Annotated in this window: 1 protein-coding gene; it reads right to left on the bottom strand. The window is 50.1% G+C overall.

Features of this window, described 5'->3' with window-relative positions; translation table 11 throughout:
- Nucleotides 1–619: glycosyltransferase (locus tag R7Z50_RS28720; RefSeq protein ID WP_318149911.1), on the bottom strand; the 619-nt coding region annotated here is incomplete at both ends.

Genomic DNA, 619 nt, shown 5'->3' on the forward strand with positions numbered 1-619 from the left:
CCAGCTCGGTTTCATAAATTGCTTCAATCGCTTTGACGGAAGCGGTCGTGGTCAAGTTTTGGCTAGCATGTAGGTAGGCATTTTCAGCCAGTTTTTCTCGCAAGTCGGCATCTTGCATGACCAATTGAATCGCATTCAGCAGTCCAGCCATGCCATGGGTTGGATAAAGAAGGGCGCTATGGTTGTGCTCGAACAATTCGGGAATACCGCCAGTTTTAGGTGCTACGATTGGCAGTTTTGCTAATGCCGCTTCTCCTACGACTAGACCAAAAGCCTCTTCGTATGCGCCGCTAATGAAAGCGTCAGCATTGCCCGACATCCAAGCGCCTGCATTGGTCTGTTCTCCGACGAAGTGCACGCGGTCTTGCATACCAAGAACGGTAACTAATTGCTTCAAGTTTTCGCGCTCTTCACCGTCGCCGACAATCACGAGATGTGGATTGGTTTGATGGTAGTTGTGCATTCGCATAGCATGAATGAGGCGGTCAAACCCTTTGCGTTTGATCAGCGAACCAACCGAAAGGAAGGTGAATGCATTAGCAGGAATACCCAAGCGCGCTTTGATGTCGATAGGCGCTTCAGAGTCATCCAAAGAGACGCCGTTGTGCACTACGTGCAG

The organism is Vibrio sp. 1249-1 (assembly GCF_033340495.1).